General features: G+C 67.9%; 15 protein-coding genes. 11 read left to right on the top strand and 4 right to left on the bottom strand.

Going from position 1 to position 15,759, the window contains the following annotated elements; all coding sequences use genetic code 11:
• Position 1 precedes the first annotated feature (1 nt).
• Genes cobW through cobJ form a run of 6 tightly spaced genes read left to right on the top strand, consistent with a single transcriptional unit; the run spans position 2 to position 7,892 of the window.
• The gene (gene cobW / locus AC1DGP_RS25965) at positions 2-1,051 is read left to right on the top strand and encodes a cobalamin biosynthesis protein CobW (protein WP_441507500.1); all 1,050 of its coding nucleotides are present in this window, start codon (positions 2-4) and stop codon (positions 1,049-1,051) included.
• Positions 1,052-1,054: 3 nt separating this feature from the next.
• On the top strand, positions 1,055-4,417 hold the full coding sequence (cobN, locus tag AC1DGP_RS25960; RefSeq protein WP_476776621.1) for a cobaltochelatase subunit CobN: 3,363 nt from the start codon (positions 1,055-1,057) through the stop codon (positions 4,415-4,417).
• On the top strand, positions 4,414-5,712 hold the full coding sequence (gene cobG / locus AC1DGP_RS25955) for a precorrin-3B synthase (protein WP_441507498.1): 1,299 nt from the start codon (positions 4,414-4,416) through the stop codon (positions 5,710-5,712). Before cobN ends, cobG begins: the two co-directional genes overlap by 4 nt.
• Entirely contained in the window at positions 5,709-6,341 is a 633-nt protein-coding gene (locus AC1DGP_RS25950; RefSeq protein ID WP_441507497.1) for a precorrin-8X methylmutase, read from the top strand. The genes cobG and AC1DGP_RS25950 overlap by 4 nt, the downstream gene beginning before the upstream one ends.
• A gap of 10 nt (positions 6,342-6,351) precedes the next feature.
• Complete coding sequence (locus tag AC1DGP_RS25945; RefSeq protein ID WP_441507496.1) at positions 6,352-7,104, top strand: precorrin-2 C(20)-methyltransferase; 753 nt, start codon at positions 6,352-6,354, stop codon at positions 7,102-7,104.
• Positions 7,101-7,892, top strand: a complete 792-nt coding sequence (cobJ, locus tag AC1DGP_RS25940) for a precorrin-3B C(17)-methyltransferase (RefSeq protein ID WP_441507495.1) — start codon at positions 7,101-7,103, stop codon at positions 7,890-7,892. The genes AC1DGP_RS25945 and cobJ overlap by 4 nt, the downstream gene beginning before the upstream one ends.
• Here cobJ and AC1DGP_RS25935 read toward each other — a convergent pair.
• On the bottom strand, positions 7,835-8,599 hold the full coding sequence (locus tag AC1DGP_RS25935) for a cobalt-precorrin-6A reductase (protein WP_441490356.1): 765 nt from the start codon (positions 8,597-8,599) through the stop codon (positions 7,835-7,837). The two genes, cobJ and AC1DGP_RS25935, sit on opposite strands and share 58 nt — an antisense overlap.
• On the opposite strand from AC1DGP_RS25935, the gene cbiE reads away from it, so the two are divergent.
• Genes cbiE through cobM form a run of 3 tightly spaced genes read left to right on the top strand, consistent with a single transcriptional unit; the run spans position 8,598 to position 10,998 of the window.
• Positions 8,598-9,857 carry a precorrin-6y C5,15-methyltransferase (decarboxylating) subunit CbiE gene (cbiE, locus tag AC1DGP_RS25930; RefSeq protein ID WP_441490357.1) on the top strand — a complete coding sequence of 420 codons (1,260 nt, stop codon included), beginning with the start codon at positions 8,598-8,600 and terminating at the stop codon, positions 9,855-9,857. The two genes, AC1DGP_RS25935 and cbiE, sit on opposite strands and share 2 nt — an antisense overlap.
• Positions 9,836-10,234, top strand: coding sequence for a cobalamin biosynthesis protein (locus AC1DGP_RS25925; protein ID WP_441490358.1), 399 nt, complete (start codon positions 9,836-9,838; stop codon positions 10,232-10,234). The genes cbiE and AC1DGP_RS25925 overlap by 22 nt, the downstream gene beginning before the upstream one ends.
• Positions 10,231-10,998: a precorrin-4 C(11)-methyltransferase gene (gene cobM / locus AC1DGP_RS25920; protein ID WP_441490359.1), complete on the top strand. Its 768-nt coding sequence runs from the start codon at positions 10,231-10,233 to the stop codon at positions 10,996-10,998. Before AC1DGP_RS25925 ends, cobM begins: the two co-directional genes overlap by 4 nt.
• 11 nt (positions 10,999-11,009) lie before the next feature.
• On the opposite strand, the gene AC1DGP_RS25915 is transcribed toward cobM, so the two are convergent.
• Complete coding sequence (locus tag AC1DGP_RS25915) at positions 11,010-12,113, bottom strand: cobalt-precorrin-5B (C(1))-methyltransferase (RefSeq protein WP_441490360.1); 1,104 nt, start codon at positions 12,111-12,113, stop codon at positions 11,010-11,012.
• A 56-nt stretch (positions 12,114-12,169) separates the two neighbouring features.
• On the opposite strand from AC1DGP_RS25915, the gene AC1DGP_RS25910 reads away from it, so the two are divergent.
• Positions 12,170-13,498, top strand: coding sequence for a cobyrinic acid a,c-diamide synthase CobB (locus AC1DGP_RS25910; protein ID WP_441507494.1), 1,329 nt, complete (start codon positions 12,170-12,172; stop codon positions 13,496-13,498).
• Positions 13,495-14,118 (top strand): 5,6-dimethylbenzimidazole synthase, encoded by a 624-nt coding sequence (gene bluB, locus AC1DGP_RS25905; RefSeq protein WP_441507493.1) that lies wholly within the window; start codon positions 13,495-13,497, stop codon positions 14,116-14,118. Before AC1DGP_RS25910 ends, bluB begins: the two co-directional genes overlap by 4 nt.
• 123 nt (positions 14,119-14,241) lie before the next feature.
• Here bluB and AC1DGP_RS25900 read toward each other — a convergent pair whose 3' ends face one another.
• Positions 14,242-14,898: a 3-oxoacid CoA-transferase subunit B gene (locus AC1DGP_RS25900; protein WP_441507492.1), complete on the bottom strand. Its 657-nt coding sequence runs from the start codon at positions 14,896-14,898 to the stop codon at positions 14,242-14,244.
• A gap of 13 nt (positions 14,899-14,911) precedes the next feature.
• The gene (locus tag AC1DGP_RS25895) at positions 14,912-15,619 is read right to left on the bottom strand and encodes a CoA transferase subunit A (RefSeq protein WP_441490364.1); all 708 of its coding nucleotides are present in this window, start codon (positions 15,617-15,619) and stop codon (positions 14,912-14,914) included.
• Between the last annotated feature and the right edge of the window lie 140 nt (positions 15,620-15,759).

Below are 15,759 nucleotides of genomic sequence, written 5' to 3'. Positions count from 1 at the left end.
CATGAACGCTCCCCAAGCCCGCTCGCTGGGCAAGATCCCCTGCACGATCATCACCGGCTTCCTCGGGGCCGGAAAGACCACACTGGTGCGGCACCTGCTGGAGAATGCAGGGGGCAAGCGCATCGCCGTGCTGGTCAATGAGTTCGGCGATCTCGGCTTCGACGGTTCCTTCATCGACGGCTGCGGCATTTCCGGCTGCACCGCGGAGGACATCGTCGAGCTGCCGAATGGCTGCATCTGCTGCACCGTCGCCGACGACTTCGTGCCAGCGCTGGAAAAGCTGCTCGACCGGCCGAACCCGCCGGAACACATCCTGATCGAGACCTCGGGGCTTGCCCTGCCGAAGCCGCTGGTCAACGCGTTCAATTGGCCGGCCATTCGGTCACGTGTCACGGTCGATGGTGTCATCGCCGTGGTCGATGGTCCGGCCGTGGCGGATGGCCAGTTCGCGGATGATCCCGCCGCTCTCGCTGCGCAGGCGGCGCAGGATGCCGCGGTCGGGCACGACAACCCGCTCGAAGAAGTGTTCGAGGACCAGATCCTCTGCGCCGACCTGATCCTGCTCAACAAGAGCGACCTCGTCGATGCGGCCGGCCGCGAACGCGTCAAGGCCGAGATCGCCGCGCATCTGCCGAAGGCGATCAAGATCGTCGAGACGGCCCATGGCAAGGTCGAGCCCGCCCTGATTATTGGCCTCAACGCGGCTGCCGAGGCCGATCTCGCTGGACGCCCCTCGCACCATGAGAGCGCCGAGGACCACGACCACGACGATTTCGAAAGCCTCGATTTCGCTCTCGCCGCGGCGACATCGCCCGAGGAGCTGGCGGCCCGCGTTGCCAGGGCCGCGGAGGCCGAGGGCGTGCTGCGCCTGAAGGGTTTTTCGGCGATTCCCGGTAAGCCGATGCGGCTCGTCGTCCAGGGTGTCGGGCGTCGGGTCAGCCATCATTACGACCGCGCCTGGGCGGCCGGCGAAGCCAAGGATGGTCGCCTCGTGGTGATTGGCCTGAAGGGCTTTGATCGCAAGTCCGTGGAGGCCGCCCTCGCGGGCTGAGCCATGCACCTCCTCCCCTCAAGCGAGATCAGGCTTGACGACGGCGAAGACGCCGTCGATCTCGCCCTGCCGCCAGGGGATGTGCTGGTGCTCTCCTTCGCCGACAGCGACCTTTCGGCGCTGACGGCCGCGGCCGGCGCAAGCGAGCTCGCCGTCAGGCTCGCCTCGCTGCGCCGGCTGAAACACCCGCTCTCCGTCGATTTTCTCGTCGAGAAGACGGTGGCGCATTCGCGCTTCGTGCTGATCCGCTGTCTCGGCGGGCTGGACTACTGGCGTTACGGCATCGAGCAGCTTGCGGAAATCTGCCGACGGGGCGGGATACCGCTCGTCGTGCTGCCCGGCGACGACCGGCCTGATGAGCGGCTGGCCGAGTACGGCACCGTCGAACCGCATTTCGCGGCGGAGCTTCTCGCCTATTTCCGCGCCGGCGGCGGTGCGGAGAATATGCACCGGCTGCTTGGACGGGTGGATGCGTTCCTTCGCCGCGAAAGCGATGCTTCGGACCTCGCGCCCACTCCCTTGCCCGCGCTCTTCGCCCTTGGTGCGGGCGGTGCTCCGCTCGCATGGCGTGAAGCGCTCTCACAGCGCCCCGTCGCGAACGCGCTAGTCCCGATCCTGGTCTATCGCTCCAGCGTCGCCGCCGGAGACACCGCCATGGCGGAGGCGATCGCAGAGGCGCTGAGTGCGCGCGGCCATGCCCCGTTGATTCTGGCCCTTACGAGCTTGAAGGACCCGGCCGTCACCGGCGAACTTGCGGCCCTGATCGCCGCGCGCAAGCCCGCCGCCATCATCACCACCACCGCGTTCTCGGCCCGCAACAGCGCCGATTTCGTGCTGGACACCGCCGATTGCCCGATCCTGCAGGCCGTGCCGGTCGGCAGCCCGCGCGACGCCTGGGAGGCCTCGCCGCGCGGGCTTTCCGGGGCCGACCTCGCCATGCAGGTGGCGCTGCCTGAATTCGACGGACGGTTGGGGGCGCTGCCCGTCGCCTTCAAGGCCGAGATGACGGACAGCAGGACCGGCCTGACGAGCCGCCGGTTGGTTCCTGATCGCGATGGTGTCGCCGCCCTTGCCGATCTCGCCTCAGGCTGGATCGCGCTGGCCGGCAAGCCGGCTGCCGAGCGCAACCTCGCCCTGGTCATGTCCGACTACCCGGCGCGCGGAGGACGGGCCGGCTTTGCAGTCGGGCTCGATACCCCAGCCAGCGTCGGGGCCATTTGCGAACTGCTGGCGCAGACCGGATACGATGTCGGCCCCTCCGCGCAGAGTGTCATCCCGGACGAGCCAAGGCAGAGCCGGGACGGTCACCTTGCTCATGGTGACGACACGCGTTTGATGCAGGCGCTGACTGAAGGGCCAGCAGAGTTTGCAGTCCCGCTCGCCGATTATCACGCCTGGCTCGGCGCCATTCCCGGCGCGGCAGGCGCGGCACTCATCGCGGCCCATGGCGAACCTGAGGCGGATCGTGACTGCGATGGCTCGGCCTTCCGTTTCCGTGTGGTCCGCAATGGCCGTCTCACCATCGCGCTGCAGCCCGCTCGCGACACGACGCCCGACCGCAAGCTGCGCTATCACGATCCCGATGCGCCGCCGGGCCATGCCTATCTCGCCTTCTATCTCGGCCTCCGGCGGATTGCCGATGCCGACGCACTGATCCATCTCGGTACGCATGGCACGACCGAGTGGCTGCCGGGCAAGGCGGTGGCTCTTTCAGCGAGCTGCTGGCCTCGGCTTGCGGTTGGCGGCCTGCCGGTGATCTACCCCTATGTCGTCGATGACCCCGGTGAGGCGGCCCCTGCCAAGCGCCGGCTTTCGGCCGTGACGCTCGGCCATCTCCCACCCGAACTGGTGCATGTGGATGCAGCCGGCGAAGTGGCTCTGCTGCGTGATCTCGTCGAGGAGTTTTCGCAAGCGCAGGTCCTCGATCCGCGCCGCGCCGAGATCGTCGCCCGTGAAATCCGCGGGCGAGCCGAAGCAAGCGGGCTGGCGGAAGCCTGCGGTGTCACGCCCGATCTCGACATGGCGAGCGCACTGAGCCAGCTCGACGCGCATCTCTGCGACATCGCCGAACTGCCCTTCCGGGATGGGCTGCATGTCTTCGGGCGGGCTGCGCACGATCCCGCGTCATCCCGCAACGAGCGCGACAACTTGCTGCGCGCTCTGGCCGGGCGGTTCGTTCCGCCCGGCCCTGCCGGCTCGCCGCATCGCGGGCAAAGCGATGTGCTGCCGACCGGCCGCAACCTCTCGACGCTCGATCCGCGCGCGATCCCGACCCGGGCCGCCGCGCGCCTCGGCTCGCGCGCCGCGGCGTCGCTGATCGCACGCCATCTCCAGGACCACGGCGATTATCCACGCCGGATCGTGATGGATCTCTGGGCCTCGCCCACTCTGCGTTCCGGTGGCGAGGACATCGCACATGCGCTTGCCCTGATGGGCGTCGCGCCGCTCTGGGATCACGCCTCGACGCGAGTGACCGGATTTTCCGTCATTCCCCTGGCCAAGCTCGATCACCCGCGCATCGACGTCACCATCCGTATCTCCGGCGCCTTCCGCGACACATTCCCAGGTCAGATCGCACTGCTCGACGCCGCTGCGCGCGCCGTAGCAGTGCTGGACGAAGCCGATGAATGGAACGAGCCTGCTGCAGCCCGCCGGCGCGGCGAAGACGCCGCACGCATCTTCGGCCCGGCACCCGGCCGCTTCGGCGCGGCCATGGCCGACCGCGCGCTCGACGGGCAATGGGAGAGCCGCGGCGAGCTTGGCGCCGCCTATCTCGCGGCCAGCGATCATGCCTTCGGTGGTACGGAGGGCCTTGCCAGCGCCGATCCCGGCTTCGCGCGTCGCGTCGCCTCGGCAAGCGCCTTCGTTCATGTCAGCGACACGGCGGGGCGCGACATTCTCGAAGCGACCAGCGCGGCCGATGTGATCGGCGGTTTTGCCGCGGCAGCGCAGGCGCTCGGCAGCGAGGCCGCACTCTACAGTCTCGACAGCTCCAACCCGGAAGCGCCGAAAACGCGCACCCTGGCCGAGGACATTGCGCGCATCGTCCATGGCCGGCTCTGCCACCCGCGCTGGATTGCGGGCCAGCTTGCCCATGGCTGGCGCGGCGCGGCCGAACTTGCCGAGACCGTCGACACACTCTTCGTCTATGCGGCCAGCACAGACGCGGCCTCGGACGGACTGTTCGACGCCGTATTCCAGGCCTATTGCGCGGATCCGGCCATCTGGAGCGCGCTGGAACAGGCCAATGCGCCCGCGGCTGCCTCGATCCGCGCGCGGCTGACGGAAGCCGAGCGGCGCGGCCTCTGGCAGACCCGGCGCAATTCCGTGGCCGCCTTCCTCGCCAGCAAGGACGCGGCGGAATGACCGCCCCGACGCAAGAAGCGCTCCGGCGCGGCTGGTGCCCGAGCACGCTCCGGCCGATGGAAACCGGGGACGGCTGGCTCGTGCGGCTGCACCCGCCGGGCGGGCAGATGCAGCCCGCACAATTGCGACGCGTGGCGGATCTGGCCGAAGAGACGGGCAATGGCCTCGTCGAGATTTCCAGCCGCGGCAATCTCCAGATCAGGGGTGTGCGGCAGGAGGCCCATCCCGCCCTTGTCGAGGCCTTGCTCGCGGAGCGGCTCGTCGACGAAGCCGGCGGGCCCGGGCCGCAGCGCCTGGTGCTCACCTCACCGCTCGCCGGGCAGGATCCGAGCGACCTGATCGATGCCGCCATTCTGGCCGCATCCCTGGAACGTCAGGGGCGCGCCATCTCAGGGTTGCCGCCCAAGACCAGCGTCATCGTCGATGGCGGCGGCGAGCTCGCACTCGATGGCTTTGCCGGCGATCTGCGCGTGGTTGCGATTGACCAGGGTTCCGTCGTGATCGGCCTGCCGCAAGGCGGCTGGTTTGGCCCGGTCGCATCCGGTGATGCAGGCGCCGTGACGGCAGGGCTGTTGCAGGGCTTTGCGGCATACCGGCGGGCCGAGGCTGACAGGATCCATCGCCTGCGTGATCTCGACCACGACCAGATTAGCGCGCTGACCGAGGCCCGCTCGATAGCGCCGGCCGGTGCGCCGGCGGCTCGCTCCGCGCCGAGGCGGGTCGGGCTCTTCGCGTTGCGCGCCTCCCGTTTTGCCCTGATCGCTGGGCTGCCGTTCGGCCGCTCGGACACTCGGACATTGTCGCGGCTATGCGAGGCCGCCGGCGCGCATGGCGTCAGCGAAATCCGCTTTTCGCCCTGGCGCGGGCTGGCTTTCCTGGGCCTCGAGCACGATGCCGCCGCGAGCCTCGCCGCACGATGCGAGGCACTGGGGCTGATCACCCGCGACGCCGATCCACGGCTTGCAGTGCAGGCATGCTCCGGCAAGCCGGCCTGCCTGCGCGGCGAGACGCAGACGATGGGCGATGCCGCAGTCCTGGCCGAAGCGGCAGCCTCGCTCCTTGCTGCTGGCCTCAGCCTGCATCTATCGGCCTGCGTCAAATCCTGCGCGCAATCAGGCCCCGCCGACCTCACGCTGGTCGGGCATGACGGCCGCTATGACGTCGTCATCGGCGGAACGACGCGGGACAAGCCGATGGCGAGGCTTGACCTTTCGCAGATTGTGCAGCGTCTGCAGCCGGGACAGGACATTCACACCCGCCTGACCGCAGGCCGGTTTTCAGGACCACAGGTTTGAACACGCGCTACGACTATATCCGCGAGGGTGATGCGATCTATGAGCGCTCCTTCGCCATCATCCGGGCCGAGGCCGACCTCTCCCGCTTCTCAGGCGCGGCCGCCCGCGTGGTGGTACGCATGATCCATGCCTGCGGCATGACCGACCTGCCGCGCGATGTCGAGATGTCAGCCGATTTCACGGATGCGGCGGAGGCTGCGCTGCGCGCCGGCGCTCCGATCCTGTGCGACGCCAAGATGGTCGCGAACGGCGTGACCCGCGCCCGTTTGCAGGCCAGCAACGCAGTGATTTGCACGCTGGACCAGGCTGAGGTGCCGGCACTGGCCAAACAGGCCGGCACAACGCGCTCGGCCGCGGCCATGGAGCTGTGGCGGCCGCATCTCGCGGGAGCCTTGGTCGTCGTCGGCAATGCCCCGACCTCGCTTTTCCGGCTGCTCGAAATGTTCGATGCCGGTGCGCCAAAACCGGCAGCCGTGATCGGCATCCCGGTCGGTTTCGTCGGTGCAGCCGAATCCAAGCAGGCGCTGGCACAGGACGGCCGCGTGCCCTTCCTTGTCGTGCATGGGCGCCGCGGCGGCTCTGCGATGGCGGCCGCTGCCGTCAACGCCCTGGCGCAAGAGAAGGAGTGAGCCGGTGAGCATGGACCGGTCCTTGCCCCAGAACGCAGGCACCCTGCTCTTCGGCGTCGGCCTGGGGCCCGGCGACCCCGACTACATGACGGTCCGGGCCCGCGACATCATCACGACCGCCGACCGGCTGGTGCATTTCTGCAAGAAGGGCAGCCGTGGCAATGCCCGCGTGACAGCCGACGCGGTGATCCCGCCGGATCCAGCGCGCGAGATCGTGCTCGCCTTTCCGGTGACGACCGAGGTTCCTGTCAGCGAGGACGGCTATACCGGGCCGATCGCCACCTTCTACGATGAATCCGCCGAATTGCTCGCAGCCGAGATGGCGGCGGGCCGGACCGTCGCGGTGCTCTGCGACGGCGATCCGTTCTTCTACGGTTCCTTCATGCATCTATGGCGGCGCCTCGCCCACCGTTTCCCGACCGAGGTTGTACCGGGCGTCACCGGCATGGCCGGCGCCTGGGTTCGTGCAGGTGCCCCGATCACCTGGGGTGACGACGTCATGACCGTGCTGCCCGGCACCTTGCCCGAGGCGGAACTGCGTCGTCGCCTGGTCGACACCGATGCGGCCGTGATCATGAAGCTTGGTCGCAACCTGCCGAAAGTACGCCGCGCGCTGAAGGCAGCCGGGCTGATCCATCGCGCGATCTATGTCGAGCGGGCAACGATGGCGGGGCAGGTCGTGACCCGGCTCGATGAGAAGACCGATGACGTTGCCCCCTATTTCTCGATGATCCTCGTTCCAGGCGAGGGCCGGCGGCTATGAGCGGCTCGCTCACCATCGTCGGCCTCGGCCCTGGAGAGCCGCACTGGCTGACGCCGGCTGCACAAGCCGCGCTCGAAGCGGCTACCGACCTCGTCGGGTATGGTCCCTATCTGGACCGACTGGCGGTGCGCGGGGGGCAGACGAAGCACGCATCCGACAACCGGGTCGAGATCGCACGCGCTCGCTATGCGTTGCAGCTTGCAGCCGAGGGTCGCGCAGTCGCGGTGGTATCAGGCGGCGATCCCGGCGTCTTCGCGATGGCAGCGGCGGTGTTCGAGGCACTCGAGGCCGGCGAAACCGGCTGGCTTGCGCTGCCGATCAGCGTCGAGCCCGGGATTACCGCGATGCTCGCCGCAGCGGCGCGGGCCGGCGCGCCGCTTGGCGGCGATTTCTGCGCAATCTCGCTCTCTGACAACCTCAAGCCCTGGGACGTGATCACCGCGCGGCTGGAAGCGGCGCTGAGCGCCGATTTCGTGATCTCGCTCTATAACCCGATCTCGAAGGCTCGGCCCTGGCAGCTCGGCGAGGCCCTAACGCTGGCTGCCCGGCATCGCGCGCCTGAAACACCCGTGATCTTCGCGCGCGCTGTCGGACGACCGGACGAAGTCCTGCGCGTATTGCCGATGAGCGAGGCTGTGGGGGCGGCAGGCTCGGCCGACATGGCAACGCTCGTGATGATCGGTGCCTCGAGCACGCGATCGATCGCCCGCCCGGGCCAGGCGCCGATCGTCTATACGCCGCGTTCGGTGACGAAGATCCCCTGCGCCACCAGCCAGGGCAGGACCTGATCGATATGGTCGACGGTTGCGACATCGGGTTTGGGCGGCCGCTCGACCATGATCACGGGAAGGCCGAGCCGGCGCGCCGCCGTCAGCTTGCCGACTGTCGCCGGACCGCCGGAATTCTTCGAGACGAGAATCTCGATGCCCTCCCGGCGCATCAGATCCTCCTCTTCATCGGCCTCGAACGGGCCGCGCTGCTGGATGACCTTGATGCCGTTGAGCGGCAGCCGGTCGCCGATCGGCTCGATCACCCTGACGAGATAATGGTGCTGCGGCGCGTCGGCGAAGGCCGGCAGCTCGAGCCGTCCGACCGTCAGGAAGACGCGACGCGGCTGCGTGCCCAGCGTCTCGACTGCAGCTTGAATGTCCGGCACCGAGCGCCAGCGATCACCCGGCCGCGGCTTCCAGGATTCACGGCGGATCGCGATGATCGGCACGTTCTCGGCCTTGCAGGCCGCCTCCGCATGGAACGGCATGATAGCTGCGAAGGGATGCGTGGCATCGACCACGGCAACGACCCGGTTTTCTATGAGATAATGCCGCAGGCCTTCGATGCCGCCGAAACCACCGACACGCACCGGCAGATTGAGGGGTTTGGGATCGGAGGTATGTCCGGCCAGCGAGACAACCGCGCGGATTTCCGGCGCCTGGTCAGCAAGAAGCTGATCAAGCGCGACAGCTTCGCTGGTGCCGCCGAGGATCAGGACCGTCATGACATTGTTTTCGCCTGAATCCGACGAACTGTCGAGGGCATCCGCCTCGGCCACCGAGCCTTGGCTCTCCCTCGTCGGGCTTGGAGAAGACGGCCGCGCCGGGCTTTCGCCGGACGCGCTTGCCGCGCTTGAAGGCGCCGAGCTCGTCTATGGCGGCGCCCGGCATATCGCCCTGATCGGGCCGGTTGCGGGCGAGGCTGCGCCCTGGCCGCAGCCCTTCCGCAATGCGCTGCCGCTGATCCTCTCGCAGAGAGGCCGCAAGGTCTGCGTGCTCGCCACGGGCGACCCGTTCCATTACGGAATCGGTGCCGGCCTGGCGAAGGCACTCGGCCCGGACGAGATGCGGATCTATCCGCAGCTCTCTTCCTTTGCGCTCGCCTGCAACCGGCTGCGCTGGCCGCAAGAGGAATGCGGCCGCGTCTCGCTGCATGGTCGTGCGCTGGAACGCATCATCCCCTTTCTGCAGCCGGGCCGGCGCGTGCTCGCTCTGTCCTGGGATGGTTCGACCCCGGGAAAGCTGGCTGAATTGATGAGCGCACGCGGCTTTGGTGCCTCGCGCCTCGTGGTGATGGAGGCGCTCGGCGGTCCACGCGAACGTATCCGCGAGTGCAAGGCGCAGGCCTTCGATCTCGGCACAGTCGACCCGCTCAACCTGATCGCGCTGGATCTGGTCGCAGAGCGTGAAGCGCGTATCCTCCCACTCGCCTCCGGACTGGATGACGACTGGTTCGAGCATGACGGCCAGATCACCAAGGCCGATATCCGTGCGATCACGTTGTCCGCCCTGCGACCCCGTGCTGGAGAACTGCTCTGGGATGTCGGCGCCGGTTCGGGCTCGATCGGGCTCGAATGGTGCCTGCGCAATCCCGGCAACCAGACCATCGCCTTCGAGGCCAGGCCCGAGCGGGCTGCGCGGATCACCCGCAACGGCTCAGCCCTCGGTGCGCTCCGAATCGAGGTCGCCATCGGCGCGGCACCTGCGAGCTTTCCCGGCCGCCCGGTCCCGGATGCGGTCTTCATCGGCGGCGGCATGACCGAGCCCGGAGTTTTCGAGGCTGCATGGGGTGCGCTGAAGTCGGGCGGTCGCCTCGTCGCCAATGTGGTGACGCTGGAGGGCGAGGCACGGCTTGCGGCGCTTTACGCCGCGCATGGCGGCACCTTGCGCCGGATCGGCGTCAGCCATCTCGACGCGGTCGGCAGCATGCATGGCTGGCGCGCCGCGATGCCGGTGACACAATGGCGGGTGGTGAAGCCGTGATCGTGGCGGGGATCGGATTACGCCCGGGCACCAGCGAGGTGGATATCCTCGCCTGCCTCGACCAGGCGCTCAGGCAAGCCGGCGTGGCGCCGACCGCGTTGCGCCTCGCCACCATCTCCAGCCGTTCGCGCGAGGCGGGTCTCCTTGCCACGGCGCGGAGCCGCAACGCCGAACTCGTCGCGATTCCAGACGAAGCGCTCAAGGGCTACGAGGCCGCCTGCGCAACCCGCTCGACCCGCATCGCCTCTCTCTATGGCGTCGGCTCCGTCGCGGAGGCGGCTGCGCTTGCGGCCGCCGGCCCGGGATCGGTGCTGATCCAGCCACGGATCGCCACTGCCCGCGTCACCTGCGCGCTGGCGCGGAGCGCCACGTCATGACCATCCATTTCATTGGCGCCGGCCCAGGTGCCGCCGATCTCATCACCCTTCGCGGGCGCGACCTGATCGCCGCCTGCCCGGTCTGCCTTTATGCCGGCTCGCTGATCCCGCGCACGATGCTCGACTGGTGTCCACCGGGCGCGCGCATCGTCGACACCGCCCCGCTCGATCTCGATGCGCTCATTGGCGAGATGCAGACCGCCCATGAAGCGGGGCAGGACGTGGCTCGACTGCATTCGGGCGATCTCTCGATCTGGAGCGCCTGCGGCGAACAGATGCGTCGGCTCGATGCGCTCGGCATCCCCTTTACGGTCACGCCCGGCGTGCCGGCCTTCGCCGCGGCGGCAGCGACGCTGAAGCGCGAATTGACGCTGCCCGGCGTCGCGCAATCGCTGGTCCTGACACGCACCTCGGGCCGCGCCTCGGCTATGCCCGAGCGCGAAAAGCTCGCGACCTTCGCGGCCTCGGGCACGACGCTCGCCATCCATCTCTCGATCCACGTGATCGGACAGGTCGCCGCCGAGCTGACACCGTTCTACGGAGCAGATTGCCCCGTCGCCGTCGTCTTCCGGGCGTCCTGGCCAGATGAGCGCGTGCTGTGCGGAACGCTGAGCACGATCGTGGCCGAGGTCCAGGCCTCGGGGTTGGAACGGACCGCGCTGATCCTCGTCGGCCCCGCGCTCGGCTCGCAGGATTTTGGCGAGAGCGCCTTGTATTCCACAGGCTACGACCGGCGTTTCCGGCCGAGCGGTGGTGGCGTGTGACACGCTCGGGCTCACCCCACCTTGCGGAATGGCGTACGCGCCAGAAGGCCACCGGTGCGATCGAAAATCGCGATCTCCAGCTCACTGTCCGGCACGCCGAGGGAATGCGCGGCGTTCACCCAGGCATGCCGGCCGACGGTTTCGGCCAATGGCAACCCCTCGGCCTGGGCACGTTGCAACACCTCGAGCGCCGTATTGGCCCCGGGCACCCAGGCAGCCAGGTGCTCACTGCCGCCCGCCTCCAGAATCCGCGCCGCCAGCCAGGCGAAATCGACCGGACCCGCGCGCGAGTGCAGGTCGAGCATGCCCTGCCCGAGCTTGACCATCTTTGCGAAGCCGCCGGCGACCGTGACGCGGTGGACCGGGTGGCGCCGCAGATATTTCAGCATGCCACCGGCGAAATCCCCCATGTCGATCAGAGCCTGCTCCGACAGGCCATGGAGACGCCGGATAGCGGCTTCGGAGGTCGAGCCGGTGGCGCCTGCGACATGGGTGAGACCAGTCGCGCGCGCGACATCGATGCCGCGATGGATCGAGTGAATCCAGGCCGCGCACGAAAAGGGTATGACGATTCCGGTCGTACCGAGAATCGAGAGCCCACCGACGATGCCGAGGCGCGGATTCATGGTCTTTCCGGCGAGGGCCTCCCCACCGGGGATCGCGATGGTGACGGAGACGTCGCGCGGACCGCCCGTCGCCGCAATGACCTCCGTCAAAGCCTGCCGGATCATCTCGCGCGGCATCGGGTTGATGGCGGGTTCGCCGACCGGCAATGGCAAGCCGGGCAAGGTGACTGTGCCGACACCCTCGCCGGCGCGAAAAACAATGCCTGCGCCAGGCGCGGCCGGGCCGACCCGCGCAACCACCAGCGCGCCATGCGTAACGTCGGGATCGTCGCCCGCATCCTTGATGATGCCGGCCTCGGCGCCCTCCGCAAGCGCGGACTGCCGGGCCAGGGCAAAGGCCGGCCGCTGGCCGCCCGGCAGCGTGATCTCGACGGGATCGAGAAACGAGCCGGCCGCCCAGCCGCAATAGGCGGACTTGGCGGCGGCGGCAGCGCAAGCGCCCGTCGTCCAGCCGCGTCGCAATTCGCCTTGGGGCGGCAAGTCTTCCATGAGCGCCTGCATAGCGCAGCAAGAGGGCTCCGTCAGGAGCCCGCGGAGATCATCGCATGAGCGGAAAAGGCCTCCTCATCGCCGCGCCGCGCTCCGGCTCGGGCAAGACGACGATCACGCTCGGTTTGCAACGGGCGCTGGTGAAGCGAGGGCTGACCGTACGCGGGCTGAAATGCGGGCCGGACTATATCGACCCGGCATTCCACGCGGCCGCAACCGGCGCACCGAGCGCCAATCTCGACAGTTTTGCGATGCCGGACACCTTGCTCGGCCAGATCGCAGGCGAGGCTGCAGAGGCGGCCGATATCGTCGTCGCAGAGGGCTCGATGGGCCTGTTCGACGGCGTGCCGGGCGAGATGGGGCATACGGGCGCGAGCGCCGATATCGCGGCCTTCTGCGGCTGGCCGGTCGTGCTGGTCGTCGATGTCTCCGGTCAGGCGCAGTCGGCCGGCGCGGTGGCTCTCGGCTGCGTGCGTTATGACGAGCGCATCCGTGTCGTGGGCGTGATCCTCAACAAGGTGGCAAGCGAACGCCATCGCCGGCTTGCCTGCGCCGGCATGGAGCGGATCGGCTTGCCCGTGCTCGGAGCCCTGTCGCGCGAGGCAAGCCTGATCCTGCCCGAGCGCCATCTCGGCCTTGTGCAAGCCGGCGAGACAGAGGATCTGCATGGCCGGCTCGATGCGCTCGCAGACGCGATCTCTGCCGCGGTCGACCTCGATGCGATCCTTGCCGTGGCCGAACCGACGGACCTCCCGGTAACCCGGCATGGCGCTCCCGCCCTGCCCGCCCCGGGACGCTGCATCGCCATTGCCCGCGATGCCGCCTTCAGCTTCGTCTATCCGCATGTCGAAACCGGCTGGCGTGCGACCGGCGCAACGCTCCTTCCCTTTTCGCCGCTCGCCGACGAATCGCCGCCGGAGACTTGCGACAGCTGCTGGCTGCCGGGCGGCTACCCGGAGCTTCATGCCGGCCGGATCGCCGGCGCCAGCCGCTTCCTGGCCGGCTTGCGCCGCTTCGCGGAGACCCGGCCAGTCCATGGCGAGTGCGGCGGCTACATGGTGCTTGGCCGAACGCTGATCGATGCCGACGGCACCGCCCATGCCATGGCGAACCTGCTCTCGGTCGAGACCAGCTTCGCGAAGCGCAAGATGAATCTGGGTTACCGCCGCGCCGTGCTCCAGGCGAATGGTCCGCTGGGTTCGGCCGGGCAGGCACTGACCGGGCATGAATTCCACTACGCGACGATCATTTCGGTTGGCGATGACGCGCCCTTCGCGATGGTGACCGATCCGCATGGCTCGGCTCCGGTTCCCGCCGGCGGCCGGCGGGCGCTGGTAACCGGCTCCTTCTTCCACGCTATCGCCCGCTTCACCGGGCAGCCATGAGCGGGCCTCCGGTCTTCGACGAGGCCTTTGCGGCGCAATTCGAGACGCTGCTCGCCTGGCGGCGCGATGTGCGCCGCTTCCGGTCGGAGCCGGTGCCCGAAGCGTTATTGGCGCATCTCTTGAAGCTGACCGAACTCTCTCCCTCGGTCGGCCATTCGCAGCCCTGGCGCTGGTTGCGCGTCACGGACGCAGAGCAGCGTGCGGCGGCGCAGACCAGTTTTACGCATTGCAACGCCGAGGCGCTCGGTGACTACGCCGGCGAGCGAGCCCGGCTCTATGCCAACCTGAAGCTCGAAGGCCTGCGCGAAGCCCCCGAGCAGTTTGCGGTGTTCTGCGACCACGGCACGGAGCAAGGTCATGGGCTCGGCCGGCGCACCATGCCGGAGATGCTCGATTATTCCGTGGTCGCCGCGATCACTCAGTTCTGGCTGGCAGCGCGCATGCACGGCATCGGCGTCGGCTGGGTCTCCATCCTCGAACCCGAGGCGATCGCGGCTGCGCTTGGCGTGCCGCCGCAATGGAAGCTGATCGCCTGGCTCTGCGTCGGCTATCCGCAGGAGGAGCATGCCGATCCGGAGCTGATCCGGCATGGCTGGGAGATCGGGACAGGCCGCGACTGAGATCTCATCGCGCGTGTTCAGCGCGGCGATCCCGGGGCCGCATGCGCCGCCCCGGGATGATCTAGCCCTTTGTGTTTGCATCGGCTTTCCCGAAAACCGCAATCCACTCTTCGGGCCGATACTTTAGACCGCGACCTTGAACTTGGCCTGGGTCTTGGCCTTGATCTCATCCAGCGAAACGCCGTCCGCCAGCTCGATCAGGGTCATGCCGCCGCCATTCGCCTTGTCCACGGCGAAGACACCGAGATCGGTGATCACCATGTCGACGACGCCGGCGCCTGTTAGCGGCAGGTCGCAGGCCTCGAGCAGCTTTGCCGATTCGGAGCCGTCCTTGTTCTTGGCGACATGCTCCATCACCACGACGACCTTCTTGACACCGGCAACGAGATCCATCGCGCCGCCCATGCCCTTCACCATCTTGCCGGGGATCATCCAATTGGCGAGATCGCCGTTCTCGGCCACCTGCATCGCGCCGAGGATCGACAGATCGATATGACCGCCACGGATCATGCCGAAGGAATCCGCCGAGGAGAAATAGCTCGTCGTCGGCAGTTCGGTGATGGTCTGCTTTCCCGCATTGATCAGGTCGGGATCTTCTTCGCCCTCAAAGGGGAACGGCCCCATGCCGAGCATGCCGTTCTCCGACTGGAGCTGCACGCTCATGCCGGCGGGAATGTAGTTCGAGACCAGCGTCGGGATGCCGATACCGAGATTGACGTAGAAACCGTCCTGCAGCTCCCTGGCGGCGCGGGCGGCCATCTGCTCACGTGTCCAAGCCATGGTCCTTGTCTCCTCAAGCCGTCGGACGGGGACGGGTGGTGCGCTGTTCGATGCGCTTGACCGGGTTCGGCACATGCACGATGCGCTTCACGAAAATGCCGGGCGTGTGCATGTGATCGGGATCGATCTCGCCGGCCGGCACGAGGTGCTCGACCTCTGCGACCGTGAAGCGCGAGGCGCTCGCCATCATCGGATTGAAGTTCCGCGCCGTCTTCCGATAGACGAGGTTGCCCTCGGTATCGCCCTTCCAGGCATGAACGATCGAGATATCGGCGAAGAGGCCGCGCTCCATGATGTAGCGCTCGCCATTGAACTCGCGTTCCTCCTTGCCCTCGGCGATCAGCGTACCGACACCGGTCTTGGTGAAGAAGGCGGGAATGCCAGCCCCGCCGGCACGAATCCGCTCGGCAAGAGTGCCCTGCGGCGTGAATTCAAGCTCGAGTTCACCAGCCAGGTATTGCTGGGCGAAAAGCTTGTTCTCGCCGACATAGGAACTGATCATCTTCTTGATCTGGCGGGTTTCCAGCAGCAGACCAAGCCCCGCGCCGTCGACGCCGGCGTTATTGGAGATAAAGGTCAGGTTCTTGGCGCCGGAATCACGGATCGCCTCGATCAGGGTGTCGGGAATGCCGCAGAGGCCGAAGCCGCCGGCCATGATCGTCATGCCGTCCTTGACGATACCGGCGAGCGACGCCTTTGCGTCGGGGTAGACCTTCTTCATCGCGATGCCTTTGCCGCTGGGATCAGGGGGAGAGGAGCGTTCCTCCCAAGGACTAGCCGAGCCCATGGTGCGGTTGCAACATGGACGAGGGCGCGGGTGGGCATGCGTGCCTCCCCTCGTACCCCGAGGGGAGAAGAAGG

The organism is Allobosea sp. 05T433, from assembly GCF_056396065.1.
Note: the sequence above shows the minus strand (reverse complement) of the source record. Positions and strands in the feature narration are given on the sequence as shown.

What these genes read in the sequence shown, in the direction of transcription:
- cobG (WP_441507498.1), top strand. Translation starts at nt 4,414, where the DNA reads ATGACCGCCCCGACGCAAGAAGCGCTCCGGCGCGGCTGGTGCCCGAGC.
- bluB (WP_441507493.1), top strand. Translation starts at nt 13,495, where the DNA reads ATGAGCGGGCCTCCGGTCTTCGACGAGGCCTTTGCGGCGCAATTCGAG.
- cbiE (WP_441490357.1), top strand. Translation starts at nt 8,598, where the DNA reads ATGACATTGTTTTCGCCTGAATCCGACGAACTGTCGAGGGCATCCGCC.
- cobM (WP_441490359.1), top strand. Translation starts at nt 10,231, where the DNA reads ATGACCATCCATTTCATTGGCGCCGGCCCAGGTGCCGCCGATCTCATC.
- AC1DGP_RS25910 (WP_441507494.1), top strand. Translation starts at nt 12,170, where the DNA reads ATGAGCGGAAAAGGCCTCCTCATCGCCGCGCCGCGCTCCGGCTCGGGC.
- AC1DGP_RS25935 (WP_441490356.1), bottom strand. Translation starts at nt 8,599, where the DNA reads ATGACGGTCCTGATCCTCGGCGGCACCAGCGAAGCTGTCGCGCTTGAT.
- AC1DGP_RS25925 (WP_441490358.1), top strand. Translation starts at nt 9,836, where the DNA reads ATGGCGGGTGGTGAAGCCGTGATCGTGGCGGGGATCGGATTACGCCCG.
- cobJ (WP_441507495.1), top strand. Translation starts at nt 7,101, where the DNA reads ATGAGCGGCTCGCTCACCATCGTCGGCCTCGGCCCTGGAGAGCCGCAC.
- cobW (WP_441507500.1), top strand. Translation starts at nt 2, where the DNA reads ATGAACGCTCCCCAAGCCCGCTCGCTGGGCAAGATCCCCTGCACGATC.
- AC1DGP_RS25895 (WP_441490364.1), bottom strand. Translation starts at nt 15,619, where the DNA reads ATGAAGAAGGTCTACCCCGACGCAAAGGCGTCGCTCGCCGGTATCGTC.
- cobN (WP_476776621.1), top strand. Translation starts at nt 1,055, where the DNA reads ATGCACCTCCTCCCCTCAAGCGAGATCAGGCTTGACGACGGCGAAGAC.
- AC1DGP_RS25900 (WP_441507492.1), bottom strand. Translation starts at nt 14,898, where the DNA reads ATGGCTTGGACACGTGAGCAGATGGCCGCCCGCGCCGCCAGGGAGCTG.
- AC1DGP_RS25945 (WP_441507496.1), top strand. Translation starts at nt 6,352, where the DNA reads ATGGACCGGTCCTTGCCCCAGAACGCAGGCACCCTGCTCTTCGGCGTC.
- AC1DGP_RS25915 (WP_441490360.1), bottom strand. Translation starts at nt 12,113, where the DNA reads ATGGAAGACTTGCCGCCCCAAGGCGAATTGCGACGCGGCTGGACGACG.